Origin of the sequence: Bartonella capreoli, from assembly GCF_902813205.1 — a bacterium.
Classification (GTDB): Bacteria; Pseudomonadota; Alphaproteobacteria; order Rhizobiales; family Rhizobiaceae; genus Bartonella; species Bartonella schoenbuchensis.
Window position 1 is genome coordinate 1 of record NZ_CADDZX010000426.1, and the last position, 379, is coordinate 379.

The following is a 379-nucleotide window of genomic DNA, read 5'->3' on the forward strand; positions in this document are numbered from 1 at the left end:
CAGCATTATTTTCATAAATTGGTTATACAAATATGATTAAGCTTGGCTTGCTATGGCGATTTCCTCATCAGCCAAAACCCCAGTATGCGTCCCAGAGCCATATCGTATTGAACCCGAAAGTGCTCTGCTATTTGTGTCTGTTGATTTATTTAATTTGTTTTGAAGTGCTTCATTAAAATAAGGGTTATTCCCTACTTGTTGACCTGAAGCCATGTTCTTTAAGTTTTGGCTTGTTGCATTTTGCCCTGTGGCTATTCCATTTAAAGTGTTGTTATCATAGTTATGCGTATTATTGCTAAGCCCATTAATCGCATTCTTTGTTTGATCACTTAAACCCGCAACTCGCTGCCCGTCATAAACGGCTTTTCCGCTGCCTTGG

At 39.3% G+C, this 379-nt stretch carries 1 pseudogene; it reads right to left on the reverse strand.

What is annotated here, in order from left to right:
* Window positions 1-36: 36 nt before the first annotated feature.
* Window positions 37-379 (reverse strand): annotated as a pseudogene (locus tag J7R05_RS09120) (tail fiber domain-containing protein); the annotation flags it as partial.